Genomic DNA, 22,434 nt, shown 5'->3' on the forward strand with positions numbered 1-22,434 from the left:
GACGTGCGAGGCTGACGCCATGACGATCCCCGAGCGGTACCGCTACCTGACCGACCAGCCGCTGTTCGCCCACCTCGCCACCGTGCGGCCCGACGGCTCGGTGCAGTCGAACCCGATGTGGTTCCAGGTCGTCGGCGACGAGGTGCGCTTCACGCACACGAGCAAGCGCCAGAAGCTCAAGAACCTGCAGGCGAACCCGACGATGAGCCTGTCGATCGTCGACCCGCAGGACCCGCTGCTGTACGTCGAGATCCGCGGTCACCTCGCGGGCGTGATCGACGACCCGACCGGCGCCTTCTACGTGACGCTGCAGAACCGCTACGGCAACGCGTCGACGCAGGCGCCGCCGGACTCGCCCGACCGCATCATCCTGCGGATGGCGATCGACAAGGTCACCGGCCGGGTCTGACGCTGCCGACGTCGCTCGGCGGCTCGGTCAGCGCCGCGAGGGCAGGTGCACCTCGAGCTCGTAGCGCTCGCGCGGGTCGGCCTCGTCGACGTGCTCGCCCGCGAGCCCGAGCCTGCGGTAGAACGCGGCCGCGACGTCGAGCGACTGCCACTCGAGCACGCGCACGCGCGTGTGGAGCTCCGCCCACGACCGGACCGCCTCGAAGAGGGCCGTGCCCGCACCGTGCCCGCGCGCGTCCGGCGACACCCACAGGTCGTGCATCCGGGCGATCGACCAGTCGCGGTGCGGCGCCGGCCCGTAGTCCTGGGCCGCGGCGTAGCCGATCACCCGGCCGTCGAGCTCGGCGACGACGATGTGATGGGCGCGGTTCTCGGCGAGCGATCCGAGGCGCTCGCGGTAGCGGTCGACCTTCTCGTCGGGCTCGTCAGCCGCGCGATGGGCGGCGAAGAGCGGCAGCAGCACGTCGGCGTCCGCCGTCGTCGCCTGCCGGATGCGGAGGCCGCCGTCGCCCGTGCCGTCGTCACCCGTGTCGCCGTCGCCCATGCGGTCAGCGTAGCGGCGGGGGTCTGCGCGCTGCCTCAGGCGGCGGCAGCGACGTGCTCGGCGCACGCGGGCTCGCACGCCTCGCACGTCGTCACCTGCTTGCGGCACGACCACACGGCGCAGTTGCCCATGCCGCTCGTGGCGGTGCCGCAGCGAACGCAGGTGCCGAGGACGGCGGCGCCGGAGCCGAAGTCCATGGTCTGCCGCTGGTCGAAGACGTAGAGCGAGCCCTCCCACAGGCCGGCGTTGCCGAACGTCTCGCCGTAGCGCACGATGCCGCCGTCGAGCTGGTACACCTCGCTGAACCCGCGCTTCGTCATGAGCGACGACAGCACCTCGCAGCGCACGCCGCCGGTGCAGTAGGTCACGACGGGCTTGTCCTTGAGGTGGTCGTAGGCGCCGGAGTCGAGCAGCTCGACGAAGTCGCGGGTCGTCTCGACGTCGGGCACGATCGCGCCCCGGAAGCGGCCGATGTCGGCCTCGAAGCGGTTGCGCCCGTCGAAGAGGACCACGTCGTCGCGCTCCTCGACGAGCCGGTGCAGGTCCGCGGGCTGCAGGTGGGTGCCGCCGCCGACCACGCCGCCCGCGTCGACCTCGAGCTCGTCGGGTGCCCCGAACGTCACGATCTCGTCGCGCACCTTCACGGTGAGCCGCGGGAAGTCGTCGCCGGTGCCCGTCGACCACTTGATGTCCATGCCTCGGAACCCGGAGTACTCGCGGGTGGCGCGCGCATAGCGCTTGCACGCCTCCACGTCGCCGCCGACGGTGCCGTTGATGCCGTGCGGCGAGATGAGGATGCGGCCGGTGAGGCCCAGCGACGTCGCGAGCGCGTGCTGCCACAGCCGCACCGCCTCGGGGTCGGCGATCGGCGTGAAGCGGTAGTAGAGCAGCACCTTGTGCATCGGACGATCCTCCCAGCCCGGCACCCCGTTCGACGACACCGGCTGTCCGCACGACGCAAGCCCCGCGCCGCGGCCGCGCGCCCGCCGAGGTGCGCGGACTCCGCCAGCCAGGCGGATCGGCGTTCGGGCGTGCGTTGTGCGAGAGGACCAAGGCGTGCGGATGCGGGGCGCGGCTCCGGCAGGATGGCTCCTCGTGAACATGTGGTTGCAGTGGCTCATGGCCATGACGGTGAAGAGCAAGGGCAAGCCGGCGCTCGGCATCGACGACGTCGCGAGGACCTCGTTCCGGGTGCTGCCGACCGACATCGACCTGCTCGGGCACATGAACAACGGCCGCTACCCGTCCTACATGGACCTCGCGCGCGTCGACATGACGAACCGCACCGGCATGTCGGAGGCGCTCGCGAAGGCGGGCATCTACGCCGTCGTCGGCCAGTCGTCGATGGTCTACCGCCGCAGCCTCGACCTGTGGCAGCGGTTCGACATCGAGACCGCGGTGCTCGGCGGCGACGAGCGCGCCATCTACCTGCAGCAGCGCTTCGTCGTCGACGGCGAGCTGCACGCGCGCGGCGTCGTGCAGGGCCGCTTCATCGAGAAGGGCGTCGGCACGGCGAAGATCGCCCGCGTCGTCGAGGTGCTCGAGGCGGCGGGCATCGACGTGCAGCTGCCCGAGCTCGACGAGCGCGTCGCCGAGTGGGCGCGGCTCAACGCGCTGCCGCCGAGCCGCGCGACCCATCGCTCCGACTGGGCGGGGCGCACGCCGCGCTGAGTCGGCGCACGGCGCGGTGCTGCGGAGGTGACGTGCCGCCCTGGCGGATCTCGAGGCGCGATCTGCGTACCATCGAGCATGCGCCTGGCCTCGACGACGACCGGATCCGGTCCCCATCACGTCGGGCTCGTGCACGGCCTCGGCGCCGACGGCGCGACGTGGAGGCCGCTCGTCGAGCGGATGCTCGCGCGGGGCGATGTCACCGTCACGACGGTCGACCTCCGCGGTCACGGCGCCAGCCCACGGGCGGACTCGTACTCGCTCGACGACCTGGCCGACGACGTGGCGGAGGCGCTGCCGCACGGGCTCTCAGCGCTCGTCGGCCACTCCCTCGGCGGTCCCGTCGTGCTGCGGGCGGTCGAGCGACTCGCGCCGCAGCGCGCGGTGTACCTCGACCCGGGGTTCGGCTTGGCCCTGCCGACGACCGGCATCGCCGGGCGCCTGTTCTGGGCGGTGCCGGTGGTGTCGCTCGGCGTCGCGCAGCTGTTGCGGTCACGGCGATCGGCGACGCCCCGAGCGGCGCTCGCGCCCGAGGCGGCGCAGCTGCTCGCCGACGCCTCGAAGCGCTTCGACAGGAGCATGGCGATCGGCGTCTTCCGCGACGTCGCGTTCCACCCGGTCCCGGTCGCGCCGCCCCTCGTGCCGTCGACGATCGTGCTCTCGGACGAGTCGCCCGCGGTCCTGCCGGACGCGCTGGCGACGAGGCTCGAGCAGCAGGGCTGGGAGATCCGCCGCATCGACGGCGTCGGCCATGACATGCACCTGGAAGCACCCGACCGGGTGCTCGCGGCGATCGGCGACCTGCTCCCACCGCGCTGAGCGCCATCCGCGTCGGAGCGCCAGCGCGCTCGGCGGCTACGGGCGGAGCAGCTCCAGCGCCGCGTGCGCCGCGTTGTGCCCGCCGATGCCCGACACCGCGCCGCCGCGACGAGCGCCCGAGCCGGCCATGAGGATCCGGGGATGCCGCGTCTCGACGCCCCACGCCTCTGCGATCGACGTCGCCTCCTGCTCGAGCCACGGCCACGAGAGCGGCCCGTGGAAGATGTTGCCGCCGGGCATCGCGAGCGCGTCCTCGATGTCGAGCGTCGTCTTCGTCTCGATCGCCGGCCCGCCGGCGCCCTCGAGCAGCAGCGGCCGGATCGGCTCGGCGAGCACCGAGTCGAGCGACGCGACCACGGCGCGCTCGAGCTCGTCGCGCATCCGGTCGTTCGTCTCCCGCGTCAGCAGGCGATCGGGCACGTGCAGGCCGAAGACGGTGAGGGTTTGCGCCCCGGATGCGCGGAGGTCCTCCCCGAGGATCGACGGGTCGGTGAGCGAGTGGCAGTAGATCTCGCACGGCAGCGGGTCGGGGATGCGGCCGGCGGCCGCCTCGGCGTACGCCCGGCCGATCTGCGCGTAGCCCTCGTTGATGTGGAAGGTGCCGCCGAACGCCGCCTCCGGCGCGACGCCGTCGCGCAGCCGGGGGAGCCGCGACAGCAGCATGTTGACCTTGACCTGCGCGCCCTCGGGGCGCGGCGCGGCATCGGCCTCGTCCCCGAGCAGCTGCCCGAGCACGTGCGGCGCGACGGCCGAGAGCACGAGGTCGAACTGCGCGGTGAGCTCGGTGCCGGTCGGCAGCCCCTCGGAGTCGTTCGCGAGGCCGCCGATGTGCTCGCTCCACGTGACCTCGCCGTCCGGCGTCACGCGGGTCACCGTGACGCCCGTGAGCACGGTCGCGCCCGCCTGCCGTGCGGCGATCTCGAGCTCGCCGGAGACCTGGCCCATGCCGCCGATGGGCACGTCCCAGTCGCCGGTGCCGCCGCCGATCACGTGGTACAGCAGGCAGCGGTTCTGCTCGAGCCCCGGGTCGTCGAGCGCGGCGAAGGTACCGATGAGCGCATCCGTCGCGATCACGCCGCGCACGAGGTCGTGGCCGACGGCGCGCTCGATGGCATCGGCGATCGGCGCGTCGACCACCTCCGACCACGCGGATGCGGCGCCCGCCGCCTCGCGCGCCGCCGCCCGGGTGGGGAGCGGGTCGGTCAGCGTCGGGAAGAGCGCGCTCGCGAGGCGGGTCGTGCGGTCGTAGAACGCCGCGAAGCGGTCGGCGTCGTCGGCAGCGCCGATCGCCGCGAACGAGGCACGGGTCGCGGCCGCGTCGCCGGCGTCGATGAGCAGCCCGCGATCGGTGCCGGGCTCCGGCGTGTAGGAGGAGTAGCGGCGCCGCGCGAGCCGCACGTCGAGCCCCAGGTCGCGGATGATCCGCTCGGGCAGCAGGCTCACCAGGTAGGAGTGGCGCGACAGCCGCGCGTCGAGCCCGTCGAACGCCTGCGCGGAGACGGCCGCGCCGCCGACGTGCGGCAGCCGCTCGAGCACGGTCACCTCGACCCCCGCGCGGGCGAGGTAGGCGGCTGCGGTGAGCCCGTTGTGGCCTCCACCGATGATGGCGACGCGCGGCATGGTGCCTCCTCGTAGGTCGGCGGATGCACCGCGCCGCGAGCGCGCGCACGTGCGGCGTCCGTCGGCCTCGAGAGTCCGCACGCATACGATATGCGGCATGAGTGAGCAGCGCAGGGACGACTTCGACGCGCTGATCGCCGAGGCGATCGCCCATGCCGACGCCGAGCACCGCACCGACGGACCGGCGCTCGTGCCTGAGGAGCTCGTCGAGGTCGTCGACGAGCAGCGCGCGGACGATCCGTTCGTGGCGCTGCGGCCGGGCGACTCGCTGCCGGCCTTCGAGGTCGATGACGCGACGTTCGCGGCCGCGGCGAATCCCCTCGCCCAGGTGGAGCTGTCCCCGACCGCCCACGTCGGCGAGGCGCTGCCGGCCGGCGGGTGGTCGCTGTCGCGCGAGGGCGCCGACGTGCCCACCCAGCAGATGGACGCCGTCGAGCTGGCGGAGGAGCTGCGCGCCGTCGCCGCGCCGAGCGACGCGCGGCCGACCGACGCGCGGCCGACCGACGCGCGGCCGACCGACGCGCCGACGTCGGATGCCAGGGATGCCGCCGCTCGCGCCCGGCACGCCGTCTCGCCCATGCTCCCCGTGCTGCCGGCCTCGGATCAGCCGCGCATCGGCGGGCTCGCCGCCAGGGTCGCTGCGCGCGCCGCCGCGGAGCGTGCCGAGCGCGAGCTCGAGCCGGAGCTCGAGGTGCAGGCCGAGCCCGCCGCGCCGCCGGCGTCGGCGTCGCCGCCGGAGCCCGAAGCGCGGCCGGAGCCGGAGCTGGAACCGCAGTCGGCGCCCGAGCCGCAGCCGCAGCCGCAGCCGCAGCCGGAGCCCGAACCGGAGCCCGAGCCGGAGCCCGAGCCGGAGCCGGAGCCCGAGCCGGAGCCCGAGCCGGAGCCGGAGCCCGAGCCGGAGCCCGAGCCGGAGCCGGAGCCCGAGCCGGAGCCGGAGCCCGAGCCCGAGCCGGAGCCGGAGCCGGAGCCCGAGCCGGAGCCCGAGCCCGAGCCGGAGCCCGAGCCGGAGCCCGAGCCCGAGCCGGAGCCCGCGCGCGCGATCCCCATGCCCTCGCCGCAGGCGGCACCCGTCGCGCCCCCGCCTATCCCGAATCCGCTCGCCGCGGCACCCGCCTCGACGCCGGAGCCCGTCGCGCTGACCGAGCCGGAGTCCGCGGACCCCTTCGCGCTCGCTGCGGTCGAGCGCGTGCGCGGCTGGGCCGCGCGGCCCAGCACCGCGAAGCCCGACAAGGCGGCGGAGCGGCTCGCCGGGCTGCTCAAGGATCCGGCAGGCCTCGACTTCGCCATCGGCTTCGTCGACAAGGTCGTGCGGCCCGAGGATCCGAGGGTCAGCGCCCGCAACTTCGAGGCGCTCAGCCGCGACATCCCCGGGTTCCTCGACTGGTACCTCAAGCTCGGCGTCACGGTCGGCGGCGGGTTCGGCATCGTCACGCCCCGCTTGATCATCCCGATCGTGAAGCGCGCGATGCGCGACATGGTCTCCCACCTCGTGATCGACGCCTCGCCGAACCGGCTCGCGCGGCCGCTCGCCAAGCTGCGCGAGGACGGCACGCGGCTCAACATCAACCTGCTCGGGGAGGCCGTGCTCGGCGAGGAGGAGGCGGCGAGCCGACTCGAGGGCACCATGGCGCTGCTGCGGCGCGACGACGTCGACTACGTCTCGGTGAAGGTGTCGGCGATGGTGCCGCAGCTGCAGGCGTGGGCGTTCGACGAGACCGTCGACGAGGTCGTCGAGCGGCTGCTGCCGCTCTACCGCGCCGCTGCCGAGGCGAGCCCACAGAAGTTCATCAACCTCGACATGGAGGAGTACCGCGACCTCGACCTGACGATCGCGGTCTTCGAGCGCCTCCTCACCCGGCCGGAGCTCGCGAAGCTGGACGCCGGCATCGTGCTGCAGGCGTACCTGCCGGATGCCCTCGCGGCCTACCGCCGCCTCGCCGCCTTCGCGAAGCAGCGCCGCGCCGACGGGGGCGCGGGCATCAAGGTGCGGCTCGTCAAGGGCGCGAACCTCGCGATGGAGCGCGTCGACGCCGCGCTCCACGGCTGGCCGCTCGCGGTGGCGCCGTCGAAGGCGTCGACGGACGCGAACTACAAGCGCGTGCTGCGCGAGGCGCTGCTGCCCGAGAACGCCTTCGCGGTGCGGCTCGGCGTCGCGAGCCACAACCTGTTCGACCTCGCGTACGCCGCCGAGCTCGCCCGCCACCACGGCACGCACCAGCGCGTCGACGCCGAGATGCTGCTGGGCATGGCCGCCGAGCACCGCGAGGCCGTGCGCGAGGTCTTCCCGGGCATCGTCCTCTACACGCCCGTCGTGCGACCCGACCAGTTCGACGCGGCCGTCGCCTACCTCGTCCGGCGGCTGGAGGAGAACGCCTCGGGCGAGAACTTCATGTCGAGCATGTTCGACCTCGCCGACCCCGCCGTGCTGCAGCGCGAGCGCGACCGCTTCCTCGCCTCGATCGCGCTGCTCGAGCGCGAGGACGTCGCGGGGGAGCCGCGCCCGAACCGCACGCAGGACCGGCTGGGCGACCTCGCGGTCTCGGTGACGCATCCCCTCGGGTTCGAGAACGAGCCCGACACCGACCCGTCGCTCGCGTCGAACCGGGCGTGGGGGCGGCAGGTGGTCGCACGGGCCGCAGAGTCGCAGCTCGGCATCCGCACCCTCGGCATGAACCGCATCGAGGACTGGCCGACGCTCGAGCGCCGCATCGACCGGGCAGCGCAGTCGGCGGCGGGCTGGGCGGCGCTCGGCGCCGAGCGCCGGGCCGCGGTGCTGCGGGACGCGGCCGAGGCGCTCGGCGTCTACCGCGGGCGGCTCGTCGAGGTGATGATCGCCGAGACGGGCAAGACGATCGGCGAGGCCGACCCCGAGGTGTCGGAGGCGATCGACTTCGCGCGCTACTACGCCGAGCAGGCGATCCTGCTCGAGCAGGTGGAGGACGCGACGCCTCGGCCCGTGGCGCTCACCGTCGTCACCCCGCCGTGGAACTTCCCGGTCGCCATCGCCTGCGGCGGCGTGACCGCGGCGCTCGCGACCGGGTCCGCCGTGATCCTGAAGCCCGCGCCGCAGGCCCGCCGCTCGGCGGCCGTGCTGGCCGAGGCGCTCTGGGAGGCGGGCGTGCCCCGCGACGTGCTCGTGCTGTGCGACATGGAGGAGGGCGAGTTGTCGGAGCGGCTCGTCGCGCACCCGGCCGTCGGCAGGCTCATCCTCACCGGCTCGTCCGACACGGCGGCGCGTTTCACCTCGTGGCGCAGCGACCTGCCGCTGCTCGCCGAGACGAGCGGCAAGAACGCCATCGTCGTGACGCCCTCGGCCGACCTCGAGCTCGCGGCAGCCGACATCGTCCGCAGCGCCTTCCTGCACGCCGGCCAGAAGTGCTCCGCAGCGTCCGTCGCGATCCTCGTCGGCACGGCGGGCGACAGCGAGCGCTTCCGCAGGCAGCTCATCGACGCCGCGCGCTCGCTGCGCGTCGGCTCCCCGCTCGACGCGCGCACCCACGTCGGTCCGCTCATCGAGCCCGCGCAGGGCGACCTGCTGCGCGCGCTGACGACGCTCGAGGACGGCGAGGAGTGGCTGCTCGAGCCGCGGCAGCTGGATGCGTCGGGCAGGCTCTGGTCGCCCGGCATCCGCGACGCCGTGCTGCCGGGCACGATGTCGCACGTGACCGAGTTCTTCGGCCCGCACCTGTCGCTCATCGAGGTCGAGACCCTCGACGAGGCGATCGAGGCGCAGAACGCCACGGAGTTCGGCCTCACGGCCGGCATCCACTCGCTCGACCCCGACGAGGTGGCGCACTGGCTCGACGAGGTGCAGGCGGGCAACCTGTACGTCAACCGCGGCATCACGGGCGCCATCGTGCGCCGGCAGCCGTTCGGGGGCTGGAAGCTCTCGCAGGTCGGCCCTGGCGCGAAGGCCGGCGGACCGAACTACCTCGCGACGCTCGTCGACTGGGAGCCGGTGCACGCCGAGCCGAGGAAGTCGGTGCGCCTGCACGGCCTGCACAAGCGCGTGGCGGCGGTCATCGAGGCCGCGACCCCCCAGCTCGACTTCATCGAGTTCGACCGCGTGCGCGCCGGCGCGAACAGCGACGAGCGCTGGTGGGAGGAGGAGTTCGGGGTGTCGAAGGACATCTCGGCGCTCGGCGTCGAGCGCAACGTGCTCCGCTACCGGCCGGCCGAGCTGCTCATCCGCGTGGCGGAGGACGGCGCGATGGTCGATCTCGTGCGGCTGCTGGCAGCCGCCGCGCGCACCCGTGCGGTCGTGCGCATCTCGTCGGCGCTCGAGGTGCCGAGCGGCGTCGTGAAGCTGTCGCGCCTGCCGATCCCGCACGTGCGGATCGAGGAGATCGTCGAGGAGTCCGACGCGGCATTCCACGAGCGCATCCGCTCGGGCGAGGCGCTCGAGCCGGTGCACACCGAGGACGCGCTCGGGCTGACGCGCGTGTCGGAGCCGGTGCGGCGCATCCGCGTCGTGGGGACCGACCCGCAGCTGCGCGAGGTGCTCGCGGGCAACGTGCGCGTCGCGGTCTACGACGGGCCGGTGACGACCGAGGGCCGCATCGAGCTGCTGCCGTTCCTGCGGGAGCAGGCGGTGTCGATCACGGCGCACCGCTTCGGCAACCCGGACGAGCAGATGCTGGCGCTCACGGTCTAGCCCGCTGCTGGACCAGCGGTAGCCGTTCGTCCGGCCGCGAGTGCTTGACTGGCTCCATGCGGTACGGATACAAGGCCAGCGCCGAGCAGTTCTCCCCGGCCGAGCTGCTCGAGCTCGTGCAGCTCGCCGAGCAGGTCGGGCTCGAGAGCGCGTTCATCTCGGACCACCTCCAGCCGTGGCGGCACGACGGCGGGCACGCCCCGAACGCCGTCGCCTGGCTCGGCATGGCGCTCGAGCGCACCGAGCGCATCGTGCTCGGCACCTCGGTGCTGACGCCGACCCTCCGCTACCACCCGGCGGTCGTCGCGCAGCAGTTCGCGACCCTCGGCCAGGTGCACCCCGGCCGCCTCATCCTCGGCGTCGGCACGGGGGAGTCGCTCAACGAGCAGGCGATCGGCGTCGAGTTCCCAGAGCTCAAGGAGCGGTTCGCGCGGCTGCGGGAGTCGGTGCGGCTCATGCGCCGGCTCTGGACCGAGGAGCGCGTCGACTTCGAGGGCGACTACTACGCGACGAGCGGTGCGACGATCTACGACCGGCCCGACGCCCCCATCCCCATCTACGTGGCGGGCGGCGGACCCGCCACCACCCGCTACGCGGCGCGCTTCGCCGACGGCCACATCTGCACCTCGGGCAAGGGCGACGAGTACTACCGCGACACGATCGTCGCGAACCTCGAGGAGGGGCTCGAGAAGGAGGGCCGCGACTCCGCCGACGTCGACCGGATGATCGAGATCAAGGTCTCGTACGACCGCGACCCCGACGCGGCGCTGCACAGCACCCGCTTCTGGGCAGCGCTCTCGCTCACGCAGGAGCAGAAGCACAGCGTGCACGACCCGCTCGAGATGCAGCGGCTCGCCGACGAGCTGCCGATCGAGCAGGTGGCGAAGCGCTGGATCGTCGGCTCGGATGCATCGGCCGTGGCGGCCGAGATCGCCCACTACGCGGAGCTCGGCTTCACCCACCTCGTGTTCCACGGCCCCGGCGACGACCAGCGCCGCTTCCTGGAGCACTTCTCCGAGGACGTGCTCCCGCTCCTCCCGCGCTGACCCTCCGCGACTCGACCCGCCCACGCCGACCGGACCAGCTGCAGCAGGTCGGGTCGGCGCGAGCGGGTCGAGTCGTGGCGGCGGGGCGCAGCCTCGGGCTGCGGATGCGCCGGCCGGCTACGCCGCCGCGAGCTCGGTCGCGACGCGGCGCACGAGCGGCAGCGCGCACGCGGTCGCCGCGAGCGTCAGGCCGACGGCGCCAACGGCCATGAGCGCCCACATGATGATCGAGCCGGGGGTCTGGATCCACCAGAGGAAGGTGGGCAGGATCAGCAGCAGCGCCGCCGCGGCGGCGCCGCCGACCGCCACGAGCAGCGGCAGCGCCACCTGCCGCACGATCGCCGCGCGCATCACCGGCAGCTCGACGCCCATGCGGTGCATCGCCCGGTGCTCTCGGCGCTGGTCGAGCACCTTCGCCGACTGGGCGATGCCGGCGAGGACCGCGCCGAGCACGCCGGCGATCGCGATGGTGAGCGCCGCGCCCGTCGCCATGTCGGTGCTCATCTGGTCCGCACCGCCGGCGGTCGCGGGCGCGAGCGAGGCGAAGCCGCCGGCCAGCACCGCGATCGCCATCGCGCCGACGATGTTGAAGGCGCCGCGCGGGTCGTCGAGCACGCGGCGCGCGGCGAGCAGCGTCGCCGGACGGCGCGCGCCCTTCGCCACGAGCCAGGCCACGCCCTGGATGATGAGCGGGCCGAGGACCGTGTACGCGAGCACGAAGACGGCGATGAGCGCGATCGAGAACGCGATGCCGAGGTCGACGACGTCATAGACGACGATGGCGACGTAGGCGGCCGCCGCGGCGACGAAGACGAGGATGCGCCAGAGCGAGAGCCGCTTGCCGCGCACGCGCTGCGCGACGCCGAGCGGGGTGACGTGGACGCGTCGCAGCGACGCGAGCGCCGCGCCGAGGGCGACCGCGAGCACGGCGCCGGCGGCCGCGAGCCACACCCAGGCGGGCGGCAGCAGCTCGGCGATCGTGAACGGCATGCCCTGGAACTCGATCCGGGCGATGAGCGGCGTGACGGCGAGCGCGAGCACCGCGCCGATCGCGACGCCGACGACCGCCTGCGCGAGCGCGTCGAGCACGGCCATCGCGCTCACCTGGCCGCGCGTCGCGCCGGCAAGCCGCAGCGCCGCGAGCCGGTCGTCGCGTCGTGCGATCGCGAGCCGCACGGCGGCCTGGGCGAGCGTCCACACCGCGGGCAGCAGCAGCGCGGCGGCCACGAAGGCGAGGGTCAGCACGAACTCGCCGTCGAAGCGGTCGACGGCGCCGCTCTCGAGCCGCATCCGGAAGGCGTTGACGCCGCCGAGCACGGCGAGCAGCGCCGCGGTCGCGAACGCGAAGGCGATCGCGCTCAGCACGTCGGTGGCGCGCGGGCCCGTCGCGCGGGCGAGGCGCGCCCACAGTCGGAGGGTGGTCATCGCGACGCCTCGATCCAGCCCTGCTGGGCGGTCATCGGGTTCTCGACGCGCTGCTCGGCGCGCGCTGCGCCGTAGGAGGGGTGCTGCGGCAGCGCCGCCTGCGCGGCAGGGGCTCCCATGCCGAGCGGCGTGGTCGCGGCCGGCCGCTCCACGCCACCGGGGGTCGCCTGCGGCCATCCGTCGCCGGCGCCGCGCTCGTCGCTGACGATGCGGCCGTCCTGCAGGCGGACGACGCGCGAGCACATCGCCGCGACCTCCGGGTCGTGGGTGACGACGACGAGCGAGGCGCCATGGCCGAGGGTCGCGCCGATGAGCAGGCTCATCACCGCATCGCCCGTCGACCGGTCGAGCGCGCCGGTCGGCTCGTCGGCGAAGACGATGCCGGGCTGCCCGACGAGCGCCCGCGCGATCGCGACGCGCTGCGCCTGGCCGCCCGAGAGCTCGCCGGGTCGGCGCGCGAGCATGCCGCCGAGGCCGAGCCGGTGCAGCAGCGTGCCCGCCTGCGCCTCTGCGGCCGACCGCGAGCCGCCGCCGAGCATGAGCGGCAGTGCGACGTTCTCGATGGCCGGCAGCTCCGGCAGCAGCTGGCCCGACTGGAAGACGAAGCCGAAGTCGCTGCGGCGCAGCCGCGTGCGCTCGCTGTCGCGCATCGTCGCGAGGTCGCGTCCGCGCCAGACGATGCGGCCGTCGGCGGGCGCGACGATGCCAGCGAGCACGTGGAGGAGGGTCGACTTGCCCGAGCCGCTCGGGCCCATGATGGCGACGGCCTCCGGGCCGTCCGCGCCGATCGTGAGCGAGACGTCGGCGAGCGCCGGCGCTGCGCTGTTGCCTTCGCCGTAGGTGTGGGTGAGCCGCTGGGCATCGAGTCTGTTGGTCTGCATGGCTCCATCCGAGCATCGGCAGGCCGCGGATCCGAGCGATCCCGACGCCTTTGCATCGAGCGGTGGATGCAGGATCATCCGCTCGGCTGACAGGCGCTCGTCCGTAGGCTGGGTGCGTGACGACCGCCGCCCCGAACACGCCGGCATCCGGCCGCCTCGCGCCGAGGAGCCGCGCCGATGGCGGCCGCACCGGCGATGGCCGCACCGGTGGCGGGCGCACGCCGGGCTCCTCGCGGATCGCGGCAGAGGGCACCGCGACGCACCCCGTCGCCATCATCCCCGCCGCGCTCATCTCGCTCGGCGCCGTGCTGCAGTTCTGGGTGATGACCGACTGGGGCTACCTGCCGCTCATCCTGGGCGTCGTCGGCGGCGTGCTCACCGACCGCGCCGGCCGCTCGTCGAAGCTCGGGCAGGACCTCGCGATCATCGCGATCGCGCTCGCCTGGATCAGCATGATCTCGCTGCACGCCGACATCTCGAACGCCGGCATCCTGCGGTTCACGATCGCGCTCGGCGGCGCCGTGCTCATCCCCTACGCGATCTCGCGCTGGGTCTACCGCGACCACGCGGTGCGCTTCCCCTGGAAGGGCGGGCGCTGGTCGCGGCGGATGTGGACGTACCTCGTCGTGGTCGTCTTCGCCGCCTACCTGATCCTGCCGTTCTACTTCCTCACCTCCGGCGTCTACCGCAACTGGCCGCCGGTCGCGGAGTGGGACATGATCGGGCGGCTGTTCATGGGCGTGAACGCGGTCGGGCTGTGGGACGAGCTCTTCTTCATCTGCACCGTCTACACGCTGCTGCTGCGCCACTTCCAGCCGTGGCTCGCGAACCTGCTGCAGGCGGCGATCTTCGTCTCGTTCCTGTGGGAGCTCGGCTACCAGTCGTGGGGGCCGCTGCTGACGATCCCGTTCGCGCTCGTGCAGGGCGCGATCTTCTCGTGGACGAAGAACCTCTTCTACGTCGTGACGGTGCACCTGCTGTTCGACGCGGTGGTGTTCCTCGTGATCGTGCATGCGCACCACCAGGAGGCGCTGCCCATCTTCCCGTTGGTCCACGGCTTCTGATCGCTCGACGTCGCGGGTGGCGGCTCGTGCCGCATCGCGGATGCGTCGCCACCGGCGACGTCGAGGATCCGGTGTTCCGGATGTCGGCGGCCTCCCGTAGCCTCGCCGCCATGGCCATCGCACGCTTCCCCACGCTCGTCATCGACTGCCCCGACGCCGCCGCGCTCGCGCGGTTCTACAGCGCGCTGCTCGATTGGCCGGTGTCGAGCTCCGACGACGACTGGGTCGAGATCAAGGCCGACTACGGCCAGATGCTCTGCTTCCAGCAGGTCGAGCAGTACGCGGCGCCCGACTGGCCCGGCCAGGAGCACCCGCAGCAGATGCACCTCGACGTGGTCGTCGACGACCTCGACGAGGGCGAGGCGGCGGTGCTCGAGCTCGGGGCGACGAAGCACGAGCACCAGCCGGGCGAGACGTTCCGCGTCTTCCTCGACCCTGCCGGGCACCCGTTCTGCCTCTGCACCAGCTGACGCGCCGCGCGTCGGTCGCTAGCGCGCCGCGAGCGCGACGGCCGCCTGCGCGCCGACGCGGGTGAACCCGAGCCGGTCGGCGACCCGCAGCGACGCGGCGTTGCCGGTGCGGCAGCGCCACTGTGCCACGAGCCCAGCGTCGATCGCCGCGCACACCGCGCCGGTCGCCGCGGCCGACGCGTAGCCGCGGCCACGCCGCCGTGCCGCCGTCGCGACGCCGAGGTGCGCGATGGTGGTGTGCCAGCGCTGGAAGCCGGCGACCGCAACGGGCTCCCGGCCCTCGCGCACCGCCCAGTGCTGCTCCATCGGCTCGACGCCCGCCTCCGCCCACTCGTCGCCGTCGACCGCCTCGCGCACGAGCGCGAGGTCGCGATCCTCGCCCGGCACGACGCCGTGCGAGGGCGCCGCGGGCCGGGTGCCGGTGAAGAGCAGGTGCGCGGAGCCGAGCGCCCGCGAGCCCGGCAGCAGCGCCGCGACCGCGGCGGCATCCCGCAGCGTCACCCGGTGGTGGGTCTCGAGCGCGATGAGCGCGCGCCTGGGCGCCGCGACGACCATCGCGGCGCCGAGCTCGATGACGACGACCGAGTCGAGGTCGTCGCGCTCCACCCACGTGACGCCCTCGCCGTCGAAGGCGGTGACGGGCACGCCGACCGCGTCCGCCCACGCGGCGCGCAGCTGCATGCGGTCGCGCTGCGGCAGATCCGGCAGGCGCATCACGGCCCCAGTGTCGTCCTCCCGGAGCACCGCCGCCAGAGGCGCCCGCCTAGGCTCGACGCGTGACCACCGTGCTGCTCGACGTCGACACCGGGATCGACGACGCCCTCGCCCTCTTCACCGCCGCGCTCTCGAACGAGATCGAGCTCGTCGGCTGCACCGTCGTGTGGGGCAACGTCGACGTCGACCAGGGCGCGCGCAACACCTCCGAGGTGCTGCGCCTCGCCGGGCACGGGGATGTGCCGATCGCGGTGGGCGCCGCGGGCCCCCGCAACGGCCGGGTCGCCGTCTTCTCGCCCCAGGTCCACGGCGACGACGGGCTGGGCGGGCACGCCGACACGGCCCACGAGCCGCGGCTCGCGGCCGAGGGCGCGGTCGAGCTCATGCTGCGGCTGAGCCACGAGCACGCCGGCGCCCTCGAGATCGTGGCGGTCGGACCGCTCACGAACCTCGCGGCCGCGCTCGACGCCGATCCGACCCTGCCCGAGCGCATCCGGCACGTGACGATCATGGGCGGTGCGGCGCTCGCGGCCGGCAACGTGAGCGACACCGCGGAGGCAAACGTCTGGCACGACCCCGAGGCGGCGCAGGCGGTCTTCGACGCGTCGTGGGAGCTGACGATGGTGGGCCTCGACGTGACGATGACGTCGCTCATCACCGACGAGCATCGCGCGCGGCTCGCGGCCGGAGGCGCGGTCGGGCGCTTCTCGTCGGACATCCTCGACTTCTACCTCGGCTACTACGAGGGCTACACGGGCGAGCGCGCGTCCGGCAACCACGACGCGCTCGCGCTCGCGGTGGCGACGGGTCTCGTGCGCACGACGCTGTCGCCGATCGTCGACGTGGAGGTCGACTGCAGCGACGGCCCCACGCGCGGGCGCACCGTCGCGCGGCTCGAGGGGGAGTGGGGCACCTGGCCCGACCGCGAGGGCGCTCGCCATCGCGTCGTCATGGAGGTCGAGCCGGGCTTCGAGGACCGCATGGTCGACCTGCTCGCCGGCGCCTGAGGCGGGCTCAGCCGAGCCGGTACACGTGCTCGACGACCTCCGTGCCGACGCCGGCGGCCCACGACGTCTCCGAGCCGACGAGCGCGAACCCGTTGCGCAGCAGCACGGCGGCGGAGCCGGGGTTGTGCGCGGCGGCGCGGGCGAAGAGCGGCCGCTCCGGCTCCTGCTCGAGCAGGAGCGCCAGCGCCGCCGAGGCGATGCCTCGGCCCCAGCGGTCGGGGTCGATCCAGTAGCTGACTTCGCGCTCCTGCTCGATCGTGAAGGTCGAGATGGCGCCGACGAGCCGCCCGTCCTGCTCGATGACGAGCAGGTGGTTCGCGGGATCGGCGCGCACGCGCCGGTAGTGGGCGTCGAATGCCGCCCGGTCGCTCGGGTCCTCGCGCGTGAACGCGGCCATCGCGACGGCGTCGGGGTCGCGCTCCCAGCGGAAGAGCGCGTCGAGGTCGTCGTCGCGCAGCGGCCGCAGTCGGATCGTCATGCCCCGACGCTAGAGGGCGGCGCCCACGAGCTCGACGGCCCGGCCCGGCCGCGGCGCCGCGCGGATCAGGCGACCTGGCCCATCCGCCGGACCGCCTCCTCGATCACCTCGGGTCGCGTGCCGAGGTTGAGGCGCACGTGGTTCTCGCCGCCGGTGCCGAACGCCTCGCCCGCGCTGAGGCCCACGCGCGCCTGCTCGAGGAACGCCTTCGCGGGGCCCGTGGACAGCCCGATGTAGCCGGCGTCGGCGTGCGCGCCGCGGTCGGCGACGCGCGTGCCGCTGCAGTCGAGCCACGCGAGGAACGTCGCCTCGCCGGGTCGCCAGCGGATGGCGGGGGCGTGCTCGGCGAGCAGCCGCGCGAGCAGCGCGCGGTGCTCGCGGAGTGCGAGGAGCACGTCGTCGAGCCACGCGCGGCCGTCGTCGAAGGCCGCGACGTGGGCGATCGAGGCGATGTGCGAGGGGCCGTGGCTCACGACCTCAGCGATGCCGGCGAGGTCGTCGGCCGTCTCGGCGCCGCCGACGATGAGCGCGGTGCGGAGCCCCGCGAGGTTCCACGCCTTCGACGCGCTCGTGAGCGAGAAGCCGCGCGGGTCGACGGTCCAGTAGGGCGTGAAGGTCGCGTCGAAGAGCAGCGGCGCGTGCACCTCGTCGGCGATCACCCGCACGCCGTGGCGGGCGGTGATCTCGGCGAGCGACTCGAGCTCCGCGCGCGTGTGCACGGTGCCGGTGGGATTGTGCGGGTTGCACAGCAGCACGACCGCACCGGCGGCGCCGACTCGCGCGCACGCCTCCTCGATCGCTGCGAGGTCGAGCCGCAGGTCGGGCCCGAGCGGCGCCTCGACCACCTGCCGCTCGGCGTGCGCCGAGTAGGCGTGGAACGGCGGGTAGACCGGGCTCGTGACGATCACGGCGCCGCCTGGCGGGGTGAGCATGCGGATGAGCTCGAACGCGCCCATCATCACGTCGCTGACGAGCGCGGTGCGGCCGACGTCGACGGCGGCGCCCCAGCGGTCAGCCGCGAACCGGCCGAAGGCCTCCGCGTAGCCGGTGCCGTGCGGGTAGCCGGTGTCGCCGCGGAGCATCGCCGCATGCACGGCCTCGGTGATCGGCTCGGCGGGCAGCACGTCCATCTCGGCGACCCACAGCGGCAGGACGTCGGGCTCGAAGAACCGCCACTTGATGCTCGTGCGATCGCGGAGGTCGGCGAGGGGCACCTGCAGGAAGGGATCCATGCCCCCATCCTGCCGCCGCGGATCCCGCCCGGCGAGATCCCGACGGAGCGATCGGTCGTGCGAGGGCACTATCCCCTCGCGGCGCCGGCTGCTCCGTCGAGCGGTCAGGCGACCTGCTCGAGGAGGCCCGAGTCGACGTCGTAGAGGAAGCCGCCGACGCGCGCCCGGTCGCCGATGAGCGGGTGCGAGCGCACTCGGTGCACGTCCTCGATGATCGAGAGCCGCTGGTGCTCGATCGCGCCGAGGTCGAGCCACGAGGCGTCGGTGCCGGCGGCCTGCGAGATGTCGACGAGCAGCTCGCGCTCCGACTTCGAGGCCATCGCGCAGCGCGTGTGCTGCACGAGCAGCACGCGGTCGACGCCCAGCAGGTTGACGCCCAGCACGAGCGCGACGAGCGTGCGCTCGGTGGCGCGGCCGCCGGGGTTGCGCAGGATCTTCGCGTCGCCGGGCACGAGCCCGATCATGCCGAGCGGGTCGATGCGCGAGTCCATGCAGGTCACCATCGCGACGCCGGACTTCGCGACACCGTCGAAGCCCTGCAGGTCGAAGGAGGCGGCGAAGTCGCGGTTGCTCGCGAGCAGGTCGTCGAAGGCGTGTTCCATGATCATCGAATCTACCGCGCGTGCGAGCATGGGCCGCATGGAGCTCCGAGCGCTCGCCCGCCAGATCGACGCGATCTCGCGCCGGTACGCCGACGTCTACGGCTTCGAGCGCGACGCCGACTGGCTCGTGCTCAAGCTGCAGGAGGAGGTCGGCGAGGTCGTGCAGGCGTGGCTCGCGAAGACCGGCCGGCAGCGCGACAAGGGGCACAGCCCGGAGGAGATCGACCGCCGCTTCGCGCTCGAGCTCGCGGATGCGGTGGGCATGCTGCTCGCGCTCGCGGAGGCGACGGGTGTCGACATCGAGCAGGCGATCGACGAGAAGTGGCTGGTCTGGGACCGCCGGGTGTCGCAGCGGGCCGGCGAGGCGGACGCCCCGGAGCGGGACTGAGCCGCAGCCCGCGCATCTCGTCGTGCCGCCGTCCAGCGTGCCCCGTTAGCCTCAGGGCATGACGCAGACCGCCATCATCGTCGGTGCAGGACTCGGCGGCCTCGCCGCCGCCCGTGGCCTGGAGGCCGCCGGCTGGCAGGTGCGGGTGCTCGAGGCGGCGCCCGACGTGCGCAGCGTCGGCGCCGGCATCAGCATCACCGAGAACGGCCTCGCGGCGCTCGACGCCCTCGGTGTCGGCGACGCCGTGCGCGAGCGCGCCGTCCGGGCGCTGCCGGAGGGCATCTTCACCGACCAGGGCTCACCGCTGCATCGCGGCTTCCAGCTGGACTCGAGCGCCATCCACGCGATCCACCGCTCGACCCTGCTGGATGCGCTCCGCGACGGCCGCGAGATCGAGACCGGCATGCGCGTGGTCGGCGTGACCGACGGCGCGAGCGGCCGCCCGAGCGTCACGATCGAGCACGGCGCCGCCGACCCGGACTCCGCCGACGCCCGCGACGAGCGCCAGCGCCGCCGCGACCGGGCGCGCGGCACGAAGCTCGGCCGCCGCCTCCACCGGGCGCTCGAGCCCGGCGACGACCCCATCGACCGCCGCGCGGAGGGCCGCGCGAGCCGCGCGCAGGTGCGCGCGGTCGAGGCCGCCCGCTTCGAGTCGATCGAGGCCGACCTCGTCGTCGGCGCCGACGGCATCGACTCCGCGGTGCGGAAGGCGCTCTGGCCGAAGGCGCGCACCGACTACTCCGGCGCGACCTGCTGGTACGGCGTCGTGCAGGCGGAGGCCGACTCGCCGTCGGGCGTGCGGCAGTACCTGGGGCGCGGCGCCGAGTTCGGCATGGAGCCGATCGACGGCGGCCGCGTCTACTGGTGGGGCATGGCGCACGCGCGCATGGGCCGCTCCTCGCGCGACGAGCTCGAGGCCGCCCGCGCCCGCTTCGACACCTGGGCGCCGGAGGTGCGCGATCACATCGCCGCGACGCCGCAGGCCGGGATCGTGCGCCGCGACCTGTGGTCGCTCGCGACGCCGCTGCGCAGCTTCCACCGCCCCGGCGTGGTGCTGCTCGGCGACGCGGCGCACGCGATGCTGCCGACGCTCGGCCAGGGCGGCAACCTGACGTTCGAGGACGCCGCGACCCTCGGCATCCTGCTCGAGGATCACTCCCGCGACGAGGCGCTCCGGCAGTACGACCGCGAGCGGGTCGGCCGCACGCAGCGGATCCAGCAGCTCTCGCACCGCCTCGCGCGCACCACGGTGCAGGCGCGCAACCCGGTGCTCGTCGCCGCGCGCAACGGCGCGTTCAACCTCATGCCGACGATGCTGGCCGAGCTCGCAGGCGACTGGATGCTGGGCTGGCGCTCGCCGCGGCACATCGACTGAGGCGGCTGCGGCGCTGCCGCATCGGCGCGCTGCAGGATGCCCCTGGCGCGCGATGTGCGCCCGGCCGCACAATGAGCCATGGCCGACGACCTGGCCGTGCCTCCGGCGCCGGACGCGTCGGGCGCTGACGCCCCGACCGCGGTGGGCGCCGAGAGCGACGCCGCGCTCGCGCGGCGCGCCCAGATCCTGGCGACCGAGCACTGGGGGCTGCTCGCCGCTCGCGGCACCGCGCAGAGCGAGGTGCTCACGCGCATCACGATCTTCCTGACGCTCGTCTCGGCGGGGCTCGTCACGCTGGGGCTGCTCGGCCAGGCGTCGGGCTACGCCGACTGGTTCTCGCCGGCCATGCTCGCGATCCTGGCGTTCCTCGCCCTGATCGGCTTCATGACGCAGCTGCGGGTGATCAACGTCGCGCAGGAGGACATGATGTACGTCGTCGCGATGAACCGCCTGCGCGGGGGCTACGTCGACCTCGACCCGCGCGCGGCGACCTACTTCCTCGCCGCCGTCACCGATGATCAGGCGGGCATGGATCAGACCTACTCGTTCATCGCTCGCCGCAGCGCATCCAGTCACCTCTTCGGCAGCTCGATGGTGCTCATCGTGGTGGTGAACGCATGCGTCGACGGGCTGCTCGCTGCCGCGCTCGTCGTCACGGCGACCGGCTCCGTCCCGTGGGCGGTCGCGGTCGGCGTCGCCGCCGGCCTCGCCTGGTGCGCGGTGTCCATGCGCCGGGGCTACCTCGGCTTCCGCGACGCGTGGCGCCGCTATCGGCCCCGGCGTCCCACGCAGGGGCCGCCCAGCTTCCTGCACGACGCGGACGGGCGTCGCACGTCGGCGTCCGGCGATGGGTAGTTCTCCCCATGGCGGACTCTCAGGTGGCGTGGGTACCGTGGTCGAACGGCCCGGCTGGGGCCCCGACGCCGAGAGGCGAAGGGGAAATCGGGCCAGACAAGGGAATACGAGCGGGACCCTCGACCATGGAGCGAGGTTCTGCGCGGCAGCCGTGACGCTGCCGCCCGCTGATGCAAGAGGGGCCCGACCGCGATGGTCGGGCCCCCTTCTCGTCTCAGCGCTGCCGAGCGCGCTCCGCGAGCAGCAGCGGGAACACGAGCTCGCGGTTGAGCGGCGCCTCGGCCTCGTCGTCGATCCCGACCGCCGGGTCGATCCAGCGCACCGCCTCGATCTCGGCGAGCGGCTCCGGTGCGATGGCGTCGCGGGTGCGGAAGACGCTCGCGCGCAGCGCGAAGCCCGCCTCGTTGGCGGCGCGCGTCTCGAAGACGCCCATCGGCTCGATCCGGTCGAGCGCGATCGCGACGCCGAGCTCCTCGAGCACCTCGCGCACCGCGCACGCCGCGGCGCCCTCGCCCGCCTCCGGCTTGCCGCCCGGCAGCATCCACGCGCTCGTGCCGCGCTTGCGCACCGTCAGCACCGCGCCGTCCTCGCGCTCGAAGCAGATCGCCGAGACGGTGATGACGCGCATGCCTGCAACGGTAGCGAGCGCCGGCGGCTATCCGGCGTTGCGGGTGATGAGCTTCGACAGCACGATCGCCGACCTCGTGTGGTCGACGCTCGACGCCGCGCGCACCTTCTCGAGCGCGTCCTCGAGCGCGATCACGTCGCGCGCCCGCATGATCACGAACGCGTCCGCCTCGCCCGTCACCGTCCCCGCCTCGACGATCTCGGGGACGCCCGAGAGGATGCGCTTGAGGTCCTTCGGCGAGACCGTCCCGCGGCAGAACAGCTCGACGTAGGCCTCGGTCGCGAGCCCCTCGACCGCCGGGTCGACCTGCACGGTGAATCCGCGGATGACGCCGTCGGCCACCAGTCGGTCGATGCGCCGCTTCACGGCCGAGGCCGAGAGCCCGACCTCGCCGCCGATGTCGGCGTAGCCCGCCCGGGCGTTGAGCCGCAGCTGGTCGATGATGCCGTGGTCGATGCGATCCATGCGCACGAATCTACGACCAAGGGGGGTCGGCTCGCAAAGAACCGGCGTCGAAACCGGGGCCCGTGCGTCGATTCCTTGCGAGCATGGA

The 22,434-nt window shown here is 73.9% G+C and carries 21 protein-coding genes and 1 pseudogene; 11 read left to right on the forward strand and 11 right to left on the reverse strand.

Features of this window, described 5'->3' with window-relative positions; all coding sequences use genetic code 11:
• Positions 1-19: 19 nt before the first annotated feature.
• Complete coding sequence (locus tag ACVWW9_RS05685; RefSeq protein ID WP_456514729.1) at positions 20-409, forward strand: PPOX class F420-dependent oxidoreductase; 390 nt, start codon at positions 20-22, stop codon at positions 407-409.
• Between the two features lie 27 nt (positions 410-436).
• On the opposite strand, the gene ACVWW9_RS05690 is transcribed toward ACVWW9_RS05685, so the two are convergent.
• On the reverse strand, positions 437-952 hold the full coding sequence (locus ACVWW9_RS05690) for an N-acetyltransferase family protein (RefSeq protein WP_456514730.1): 516 nt from the start codon (positions 950-952) through the stop codon (positions 437-439).
• Positions 953-987: 35 nt separating this feature from the next.
• Entirely contained in the window at positions 988-1,854 is an 867-nt protein-coding gene (gene trhO / locus ACVWW9_RS05695) for an oxygen-dependent tRNA uridine(34) hydroxylase TrhO (RefSeq protein ID WP_456514731.1), read from the reverse strand.
• Between the two features lie 223 nt (positions 1,855-2,077).
• Here trhO and ACVWW9_RS05700 point away from each other — a divergent pair, with 223 nt between their 5' ends.
• Together ACVWW9_RS05700 and ACVWW9_RS05705 are read left to right on the forward strand one after the other, a co-directional pair.
• Positions 2,078-2,623, forward strand: a complete 546-nt coding sequence (locus ACVWW9_RS05700) for a thioesterase family protein (RefSeq protein WP_456514732.1) — start codon at positions 2,078-2,080, stop codon at positions 2,621-2,623.
• Positions 2,624-2,701: 78 nt separating this feature from the next.
• Positions 2,702-3,442, forward strand: coding sequence for an alpha/beta fold hydrolase (locus tag ACVWW9_RS05705; protein WP_456514733.1), 741 nt, complete (start codon positions 2,702-2,704; stop codon positions 3,440-3,442).
• Positions 3,443-3,478: 36 nt separating this feature from the next.
• Here ACVWW9_RS05705 and ACVWW9_RS05710 read toward each other — a convergent pair.
• Positions 3,479-5,065: pseudogene (locus ACVWW9_RS05710) on the reverse strand (phytoene desaturase family protein); the annotation flags it as partial.
• A 94-nt stretch (positions 5,066-5,159) separates the two neighbouring features.
• On the opposite strand from ACVWW9_RS05710, the gene ACVWW9_RS05715 reads away from it, so the two are divergent.
• Together ACVWW9_RS05715 and fgd are read left to right on the forward strand one after the other, a co-directional pair.
• Positions 5,160-9,716: a proline dehydrogenase family protein gene (locus ACVWW9_RS05715; protein ID WP_456514734.1), complete on the forward strand. Its 4,557-nt coding sequence runs from the start codon at positions 5,160-5,162 to the stop codon at positions 9,714-9,716.
• A gap of 56 nt (positions 9,717-9,772) precedes the next feature.
• Positions 9,773-10,762: a glucose-6-phosphate dehydrogenase (coenzyme-F420) gene (fgd, locus tag ACVWW9_RS05720; RefSeq protein ID WP_354257292.1), complete on the forward strand. Its 990-nt coding sequence runs from the start codon at positions 9,773-9,775 to the stop codon at positions 10,760-10,762.
• A gap of 117 nt (positions 10,763-10,879) precedes the next feature.
• Here fgd and ACVWW9_RS05725 read toward each other — a convergent pair whose 3' ends face one another.
• Positions 10,880-12,187: an FtsX-like permease family protein gene (locus tag ACVWW9_RS05725; RefSeq protein ID WP_456514735.1), complete on the reverse strand. Its 1,308-nt coding sequence runs from the start codon at positions 12,185-12,187 to the stop codon at positions 10,880-10,882.
• The gene (locus ACVWW9_RS05730) at positions 12,184-13,068 is read right to left on the reverse strand and encodes an ABC transporter ATP-binding protein (RefSeq protein WP_456514736.1); all 885 of its coding nucleotides are present in this window, start codon (positions 13,066-13,068) and stop codon (positions 12,184-12,186) included. The genes ACVWW9_RS05725 and ACVWW9_RS05730 overlap by 4 nt, the downstream gene beginning before the upstream one ends.
• Positions 13,069-13,304: 236 nt before the next feature.
• On the opposite strand from ACVWW9_RS05730, the gene ACVWW9_RS05735 reads away from it, so the two are divergent.
• Positions 13,305-14,132, forward strand: a complete 828-nt coding sequence (locus tag ACVWW9_RS05735) for a CPBP family glutamic-type intramembrane protease (RefSeq protein WP_456515407.1) — start codon at positions 13,305-13,307, stop codon at positions 14,130-14,132.
• 110 nt (positions 14,133-14,242) lie between these two features.
• Positions 14,243-14,602 carry a VOC family protein gene (locus ACVWW9_RS05740; RefSeq protein WP_456514737.1) on the forward strand — a complete coding sequence of 120 codons (360 nt, stop codon included), beginning with the start codon at positions 14,243-14,245 and terminating at the stop codon, positions 14,600-14,602.
• 18 nt (positions 14,603-14,620) lie between these two features.
• On the opposite strand, the gene ACVWW9_RS05745 is transcribed toward ACVWW9_RS05740, so the two are convergent.
• Complete coding sequence (locus ACVWW9_RS05745; RefSeq protein WP_354261530.1) at positions 14,621-15,316, reverse strand: GNAT family N-acetyltransferase; 696 nt, start codon at positions 15,314-15,316, stop codon at positions 14,621-14,623.
• Between the two features lie 62 nt (positions 15,317-15,378).
• On the opposite strand from ACVWW9_RS05745, the gene ACVWW9_RS05750 reads away from it, so the two are divergent.
• Entirely contained in the window at positions 15,379-16,323 is a 945-nt protein-coding gene (locus ACVWW9_RS05750) for a nucleoside hydrolase (RefSeq protein ID WP_456514738.1), read from the forward strand.
• A gap of 7 nt (positions 16,324-16,330) precedes the next feature.
• Here the strand turns inward: ACVWW9_RS05750 and ACVWW9_RS05755 are convergent, their stop codons facing one another.
• The 3 genes from ACVWW9_RS05755 to ACVWW9_RS05765 all read right to left on the reverse strand — a co-directional run bounded on the left by ACVWW9_RS05755 (position 16,331) and on the right by ACVWW9_RS05765 (position 18,635).
• On the reverse strand, positions 16,331-16,801 hold the full coding sequence (locus ACVWW9_RS05755) for a GNAT family N-acetyltransferase (protein WP_456514739.1): 471 nt from the start codon (positions 16,799-16,801) through the stop codon (positions 16,331-16,333).
• Between the two features lie 65 nt (positions 16,802-16,866).
• On the reverse strand, positions 16,867-18,033 hold the full coding sequence (locus ACVWW9_RS05760) for a MalY/PatB family protein (RefSeq protein ID WP_456514740.1): 1,167 nt from the start codon (positions 18,031-18,033) through the stop codon (positions 16,867-16,869).
• 104 nt (positions 18,034-18,137) lie between these two features.
• Entirely contained in the window at positions 18,138-18,635 is a 498-nt protein-coding gene (locus ACVWW9_RS05765; protein WP_354257268.1) for a beta-class carbonic anhydrase, read from the reverse strand.
• Between ACVWW9_RS05765 and ACVWW9_RS05770 the strand changes: the two genes are divergently transcribed.
• The 3 genes from ACVWW9_RS05770 to ACVWW9_RS05780 all read left to right on the forward strand — a co-directional run bounded on the left by ACVWW9_RS05770 (position 18,634) and on the right by ACVWW9_RS05780 (position 21,253).
• A complete protein-coding gene (locus ACVWW9_RS05770; protein ID WP_456514741.1) occupies positions 18,634-19,023 on the forward strand; it encodes a pyrophosphatase in 390 nt (129 codons plus the stop codon). The genes ACVWW9_RS05765 and ACVWW9_RS05770 overlap by 2 nt on opposite strands.
• A 58-nt stretch (positions 19,024-19,081) precedes the next feature.
• Positions 19,082-20,398, forward strand: coding sequence for an FAD-dependent monooxygenase (locus tag ACVWW9_RS05775; RefSeq protein ID WP_456514742.1), 1,317 nt, complete (start codon positions 19,082-19,084; stop codon positions 20,396-20,398).
• A gap of 78 nt (positions 20,399-20,476) precedes the next feature.
• Positions 20,477-21,253 carry a hypothetical protein gene (locus ACVWW9_RS05780; protein WP_456514743.1) on the forward strand — a complete coding sequence of 259 codons (777 nt, stop codon included), beginning with the start codon at positions 20,477-20,479 and terminating at the stop codon, positions 21,251-21,253.
• Between the two features lie 214 nt (positions 21,254-21,467).
• On the opposite strand, the gene ACVWW9_RS05785 is transcribed toward ACVWW9_RS05780, so the two are convergent.
• Both ACVWW9_RS05785 and ACVWW9_RS05790 read right to left on the reverse strand, forming a co-directional pair.
• The gene (locus ACVWW9_RS05785) at positions 21,468-21,881 is read right to left on the reverse strand and encodes an NUDIX hydrolase (RefSeq protein WP_456514744.1); all 414 of its coding nucleotides are present in this window, start codon (positions 21,879-21,881) and stop codon (positions 21,468-21,470) included.
• 27 nt (positions 21,882-21,908) lie between these two features.
• The gene (locus ACVWW9_RS05790; protein ID WP_123696755.1) at positions 21,909-22,346 is read right to left on the reverse strand and encodes an Lrp/AsnC family transcriptional regulator; all 438 of its coding nucleotides are present in this window, start codon (positions 22,344-22,346) and stop codon (positions 21,909-21,911) included.
• Positions 22,347-22,434: the final 88 nt, after the last annotated feature.

Source organism: Agrococcus sp. UYP33 (assembly GCF_054060915.1).